Source organism: Peribacillus deserti, assembly GCF_016909175.1.
Classification (GTDB): domain Bacteria; phylum Bacillota; class Bacilli; order Bacillales; family DSM-1321; genus Paraperibacillus; species Paraperibacillus deserti.
Genome location: NZ_JAFBFI010000012.1, coordinates 126,913 through 133,143, shown reverse-complemented (window position 1 = coordinate 133,143; position 6,231 = coordinate 126,913). Strand labels below are relative to the sequence as shown.

Sequence of the window (6,231 nt, the reverse complement as noted above, 5' to 3'; positions counted from 1 at the left end):
TCTTAAACATGATCGCATCCCTTTATTTTTTACTCGCAAACTTATTGAAATTGCTCGTATGGACTCAGTTGCTCGCTAATCAGGATTTTTGCTCGCATTTTCTTAAACTCTTGATCGCATCCCTAATTTTTTACTCGCAAACTTATCGAAATTGCTCGTGTACGCAGTTGCTCGCTAATCAGGATTGTTGCTCGCTAATCAGAATTTTTGCTCGCATTTTCTTAAACATGATCGCATCCCTTTATTTTTTACTCGCAAACTTATTGAAATTGCTCGTATGGACTCAGTTGCTCGCTAATCAGGATTTTTGCTCGTATTTTCTTAAACATGATCGCATCCCTTTATTTTTCACTCGCAAACTTATCGAAATTGCTCGTGTACGCAGTTGCTCGCTAATCAGGATTGTTGCTCGCATTTTCTTAAACTTGATCGCATCCCTTATTTTTTACTCACAAACTTACTGAGCATGCTCGCATGACATACAGTTGCTCCAATATTGTTTTTTTGCTCACATTTTCTTATACTTGCTCGCAACAACTTAACTATTACTCAATTACCAATGGAACTTGATCGCAAGTCGTTTAGATAATTTGTTGTTATCTCCATACCTTCAAATTTGGTCCATAAGATTTTTTTCCAACGATAATCTCTATTGGAAATTCCAAAAATTTGAAAATACCTACAAAACTCAAACAAAAGTATATTCCATCTTATGGAAATGAAAATACAGCAAATAGAGGCTTTATTAAGAAGGCTTCCGAGGAATCATGCTAAACGGCCGGAACTAGAAGTTGAACTAGCCAAACGCTGGGCAGGTTATAAGGGTGAGCAATCGATAGATTATCACCTCAAAGGATTAAGAAATCATGAATATTTAATTCTTCATGATTTAAATTTGAATTGCAATAGCAGCCAATTCCAGATTGATACATTAATTCTTAGTTCTAGTTATGGACTGCTGTTGGAGATTAAAAATATTTCAGGAACTCTTTTCTTCGACCAAAATTTTAATCAACTTATTAGAACTCTGAATAATAAGGAAGAAGGGTTTAATGATCCAATCTCCCAGGCTCAAAGGCATCAAAACCTTTTTAATGAATGGTTGAGTATAAACGGAATAGCTAAATTTCCTATTGAAGCCTTAGTCATAATTAGTAATCCATCAACAATTATTAAGACTGATCGAGACAATCAGGATATCTATTCAAAAGTATGCCATGCTGCTCAACTTTTAAGTAAGCTAAAACAATTGGAAGCACGTTTTCAGAAGAAAATATTAAGCCATCAAAAGTTATTTAAATTAAGTGATTTACTTGTTTCTTTAAATTCTCCTCCTGAATCAAACGCTTTAGACATCTTTAAGATTAATAGAAGGGATCTTATAAAAGGGGTAATATGTCCTCATTGCAACTATAAGCCTCTTGCAAGGCAGAAGGGAACTTGGGTTTGCCCATCTTGCAGCTGCACCTCGAAACACGGCCATAAAGAAGCAATTAGAGACTATTTTCTTTTAGTAAGCCCCGTGATTAATAACCGAGATTTGAGAGATATGTTACAAATCAACTCCCGCCATACCGCTAAGTATTTATTAAAGCAACTGCCTTTCCAGCTGCAAGGCCAAAGTAAGGGCTCCTACTACCACCCCCCACCAAACAAAAAACCCCGGCTCCACTAACTCCAGGGTCTGTCACTCACGCAAGTAAGGTTCAATTTTAATTTGTATGGCTTTCATTTTGTCTGCATTAAGGCTATATATTTTTTGGGTTTCAGGTTCTTCTGTCTGAAGAGAGAGCATTTCTAGTTCGGCTTGAGTTCTTTTGATTACAGCTAGGAGCAGCTGCCTTTCATTTTGGTTTGGTATGCTGATTTGGTCTTGGTATAAGTCAGCTGATAGTTCGCCATATGTATCGATTTGGGCGAAAAAGACCTGGTCTATGGTGGTTCCCAGTTTTTCTAATTCAGTTTTGAGCCATTCCAAATTCTTGCCGCTCTTTCTTAGTGCTTCGTACACGATCTGGCCATCCATGATTACGGTTTGCGGTTCTTTTTCATTTGGCATGTTTAGTCCTAGATCTTTAGCTGTTAGCGGCTGATTTTCTTTTTTTAGAAGGACACTTAGTTTGCCTTTTGGCTCTAGAAGGGCATATTCTACATCCTTCACTTTAAATATTCCTTTATCCCTCAATAAGGATTCTAAGTCTTCTACGGAATATTTCTCTTTTTTCAACCCTTCCTCAAGGATTTTGCCATCCTGAATAATGATTGTATCTTTACCTTCTATTATTTCTCTAAGTTTTCTATTTTTTAATGTGAGGTAGTCTGAAAAATAGGATACAGCACTAAATACGAGTAAGCCTGTTATGCCGTGCATGATATGCATGTCTTTACTCATGATCACTTCCCCTGCGATGTCTCCGAGCGTAATACCTGTAATATACTCAAACAGGGAGAGCTGGGAGATATGCTTCTTCCCAAGAATTTTAGTTATGATGAAAAGTATGACAATAAAAATCAACGATCGATACATCACATCGAATACTGTCATGAGTTGCCCTCCCCTAGCTTTTTTTGTTCCGCTCTAATGTGTATACCGTTTTTTGAATATCATGTTTAATTTGGCCGGCTTCTATCATAGCTTCATGCAGTGCAATCTGCGCTTCTTCCTCACTTGAATTAAGAGCTAAGATGGACAGCTGTGCCTCTATTCCTTTAATTGCAGCAAGAGTTTTTTTTATTTCAATAAAATTTTCCAAAAGCAACTTCCCCTCTTAAGAGAATGATGAGCTGGCTTTTTTTCGCTCCTATTCCATCTGTTTAGTTTTTCAATTTCCTATTTCCTTATGTATGAAAAAATAAAATCGCACGCAAAAAAAACAAAACCCCTTTTCTAAAAGAAAAAGGGGCGCGATTAGTTTTATGGTCAAAAATATTGCTTTATGTTCTAGATAATATCGTTTGTGAACTTGTCGATTTTTCAAGGCGCATAAGATAAATATTTAAAACGACTCCTATAAGTGCCATTATGCTAAAGAATAAATAAACTCCCTGAATCTTGAACTGATCCAGAATAATTCCCCCGACAAACGTATGAAACCAGTTTCCAAGGCCGTTTCCAATAGCCGAATAAATGGTAACGGCTGTCACGGCTATATGCATTGGGGCAATATCTCGAATATACTGCAGGGCGGCAGGCAGAAAAAGACCGATGGATAGTCCCTGGATGACTGCAGATGCATAAATCACAGTTAAATTAGGCTCTGTAAAATAAAAAGACCATCTTATGAGAGAGGATACACCTGCAATAAGTGTAATAGGCAGTAATCCAATACTTTTAATCCAAGCTCCAGCTGCTCTCATAAAAGGTATTTCCGACAAGACGGCTACGAGAAATGCAAGGCCGATCCCTGCATATGTTCCTCCTCGTGCTTCGACAAACAAACCAAAATATGTATTGTTTGCAAGATTAGGTCCAAAAATTAGAAATGTGATGGCGAGAAAGACAATGAATTTCTTCATTGCGAATATTTCTTTAACCCCTGATAGAATATTAACTTTACTGCCGGCTTTTTCCTTAGGCAGGTAAAAAGATAGAATGGACGAAATAGCCATGGAAATGAAAAAAGAGTAGAAGATCATTTCAAGTCCTATATACATGTCGGAAAGTTTTCCGATTATAAATACAGCGAGACCGAACCCGAGAGATCCGAAAAGCCTTATATTGCCATAATTTCCTTTTACCCTGCTGGTAAACTGCAATGAAATGCTGTCAGAGATTGGGATAAGGGCACTTTGAAAGATTGCTACAAGGACGGCTGCTGTCAGCAGGACTGCAAATTGTGCACCCAGCAAAAAGCCTAAACCCATTATTCCAGTTAGAATCGCTGTAAGTGCCAGTATTTTTCTAGGTGCTTGAATTTTATCGGTCAATATTCCCCAGAACGGCTGAAAGAAAATCATAACAATGGGACCCACAGACATGATGGTTCCCACTTCAAATCCATCTAAATGTCTCTCTTTGCTTAAAAATACACTCAATAACGGAGCCATACTGCCCACGCCAAAGAAAGTAAAAAGGTAAAAGCTTTGTAAGATCCTCGTTTCTTTAAGTACTTGTTTGTTCAATTATGTTATTCCCCCATACTTTGTACTTGCTGCCTCTTCTATTTAAGCATAATTCTTGGAAAAAAGTAGATAGTTATATAAAAAAGCAGATTCTAAAATCGAATCCGCTTTTTTTGTACATTTATTTCCACCAATCATCATATACGGTTATTGCATGATGGCGTTTATGCTCCGAACGCAGGAAGTGGCCTTCGATTTTTTCCTTTTCGGCAGGACTGACTTCTTTTCCTTCCAGGTAATCGTCAATAGCCTCATAACTGACACCAAGTGCTGTTTCATCAGGCAGCTGAGGTTTATTTTCCTCAAGATCTGCAGTTGGCTTTTTCTTGTACAGATGCTCAGGACAGTCAAGAGCTTTCAGCATTTCACGCCCCTGCCTTTTATTCAGCCTGTATAGAGGCAGGAGATCACAAGCACCATCTCCGTGTTTGGTGTAAAAACCTGTTATCGCTTCTGCTGCATGATCTGTTCCTAATACGATGCCGCTCTCAAAAGCTGCAATGCTGTATTGAGCTTTCATCCGCTCTCGCGCCTTTTCATTCCCTTTTTGGAAATCGGTTAATTGAATGCCTGCTTCGTTAAGGGCTGATACACTAGCATCGACGGCTCCTTTTATATTTACCGTATATACCTTTGTAGGGTTCATGAAATCAATTGCATCTTGTGCATCATCTTCATCCATTTGATTCCCATAAGGCAGACGAACAGCAATAAACGAATATTTGTCTTCCTCAATTTCTTGATTTAACTCATCCACTGCCATTTGAGCCAGTTTTCCTGCAAGAGTAGAATCCTGCCCTCCTGAGATCCCGAGAACCATGGATTTCAAAAAAGAATATTTCGTTAGATACTCCTTCATTAAATCGACACTTCTTCTGATTTCTTCATACGGGTCAATGTTTGGTTTTACTTTTAATTCTTCAATTACACGAGCTTGCAAGTCCATAAAATCCTCCCCTAACATCATCTGCTATGCAGCTATATGGAATAGTATACCTCTTAGTCTAACAATAATAAAAATATCTGTTACTTTTGTTTCCCTGAAAAAAAACCGCTAAACCACCGGGGGCTTTTCTTTATGGGCCTCTCATAGTACAGAAGGTTTGAAAAAATGAAAACAAATGTGCGTTATTGGATGGTCTGCTTTGTTTTTCACTAAAAGATTCTTTTGTACGGCTCATATTTTTTTTGCTTTAGGGCATACTGCTAGAAAATATGCTAGGAGGAGCTTGTATGTATTTTTGTTTATCCTGCGGATTAGTATTATTCGAAGAGGAAGCTGTAGCAAGGGAAGATCAAGTAAAAATGTGCCTCGATTGCTATACGGAATATGAAGAAGATGCTTTTCCCTTCTTTTATGAATAATTGCAAGGCTAAGAGGATGTCTTGCAAGCCCATCCAGGCTTAAGTCATCCTCTTTTGTTAGGATCATACATTTTTATCGCTGAAGGAATCGCTTTATTTCGGCTGGACTTTTTTCGTCCATTAGATTTCCTTTTCTCTCCTTCAGTCTTTTTCCTTTCACCATCTGCCCTGTTCTTTTTATCTTTTCTACTGTTTGTCAGCCCTTCCAATTTATTGACTGCGATTTCAAATTCCTTCTCTGTCATTTGTCTTGTCGCTAACATAGAACAAAGTAGGGCATACGCAATAGCAGTTGTATCAACTTGGACGTTTAAGTTAACATCCACATCGGAATTGCCGCTATGGCTGACCTGCGAGTGAGCATTGGTGTGAATGTCCTGGATTAACTCTGCCTGCTGACTGTTTTCATTGTCACTGTCTTGGCGGTTCCTGCTTTCTGTTTCATTATGCTGTCTGCTTTCTGCACTGCTTTTAGTCTCTTGGCTGGCGTTATTTTCGATGCCAGTATGTTGATTGTTAAAGTGACGGCTGTCTAAGGTCCGATGTGATCTGCTGTCATGCAGATGGTGATTAGCATGGTCAGGATCAATCCCTGGATAGACTTCGATTGTGCTTTCACTCGCAGGATTATTAACCTCTCCTTGAACCTCATGGTTTCCGTGAGAAAAGCCTCCGTAATTCGCTGGTCTTCCGAACGGAAAGAAAAACCCTCTCCGGTTATAGTTTTCCATAACCTTCTCTCCT

General features: G+C 38.5%; 7 protein-coding genes. 2 read left to right on the top strand and 5 right to left on the bottom strand.

The window, feature by feature from the left end:
* Positions 1 to 712: 712 nt before the first annotated feature.
* Positions 713 to 1,675, top strand: a complete 963-nt coding sequence (locus JOC77_RS13960) for a nuclease-related domain-containing protein (RefSeq protein ID WP_204544198.1) — start codon at positions 713 to 715, stop codon at positions 1,673 to 1,675.
* 12 nt (positions 1,676 to 1,687) lie between these two features.
* Here the strand turns inward: JOC77_RS13960 and JOC77_RS13955 are convergent, their stop codons facing one another.
* The 4 genes from JOC77_RS13955 to nadE all read right to left on the bottom strand — a co-directional run bounded on the left by JOC77_RS13955 (position 1,688) and on the right by nadE (position 5,068).
* Positions 1,688 to 2,545: a DUF421 domain-containing protein gene (locus JOC77_RS13955; RefSeq protein WP_204544196.1), complete on the bottom strand. Its 858-nt coding sequence runs from the start codon at positions 2,543 to 2,545 to the stop codon at positions 1,688 to 1,690.
* 13 nt (positions 2,546 to 2,558) lie between these two features.
* Positions 2,559 to 2,753, bottom strand: coding sequence for a DUF1657 domain-containing protein (locus JOC77_RS13950; protein ID WP_204544194.1), 195 nt, complete (start codon positions 2,751 to 2,753; stop codon positions 2,559 to 2,561).
* 181 nt (positions 2,754 to 2,934) lie between these two features.
* Positions 2,935 to 4,122, bottom strand: coding sequence for an MFS transporter (locus JOC77_RS13945; RefSeq protein WP_239558759.1), 1,188 nt, complete (start codon positions 4,120 to 4,122; stop codon positions 2,935 to 2,937).
* Positions 4,123 to 4,243: 121 nt separating this feature from the next.
* Positions 4,244 to 5,068 carry an ammonia-dependent NAD(+) synthetase gene (gene nadE, locus JOC77_RS13940; RefSeq protein WP_204544192.1) on the bottom strand — a complete coding sequence of 275 codons (825 nt, stop codon included), beginning with the start codon at positions 5,066 to 5,068 and terminating at the stop codon, positions 4,244 to 4,246.
* A gap of 287 nt (positions 5,069 to 5,355) precedes the next feature.
* Between nadE and JOC77_RS21635 the strand changes: the two genes are divergently transcribed.
* Positions 5,356 to 5,487 carry a hypothetical protein gene (locus JOC77_RS21635; protein WP_275585081.1) on the top strand — a complete coding sequence of 44 codons (132 nt, stop codon included), beginning with the start codon at positions 5,356 to 5,358 and terminating at the stop codon, positions 5,485 to 5,487.
* A 44-nt stretch (positions 5,488 to 5,531) separates the two neighbouring features.
* Here the strand turns inward: JOC77_RS21635 and JOC77_RS13935 are convergent, their stop codons facing one another.
* Entirely contained in the window at positions 5,532 to 6,218 is a 687-nt protein-coding gene (locus JOC77_RS13935; RefSeq protein WP_204544189.1) for a hypothetical protein, read from the bottom strand.
* Positions 6,219 to 6,231: the final 13 nt, after the last annotated feature.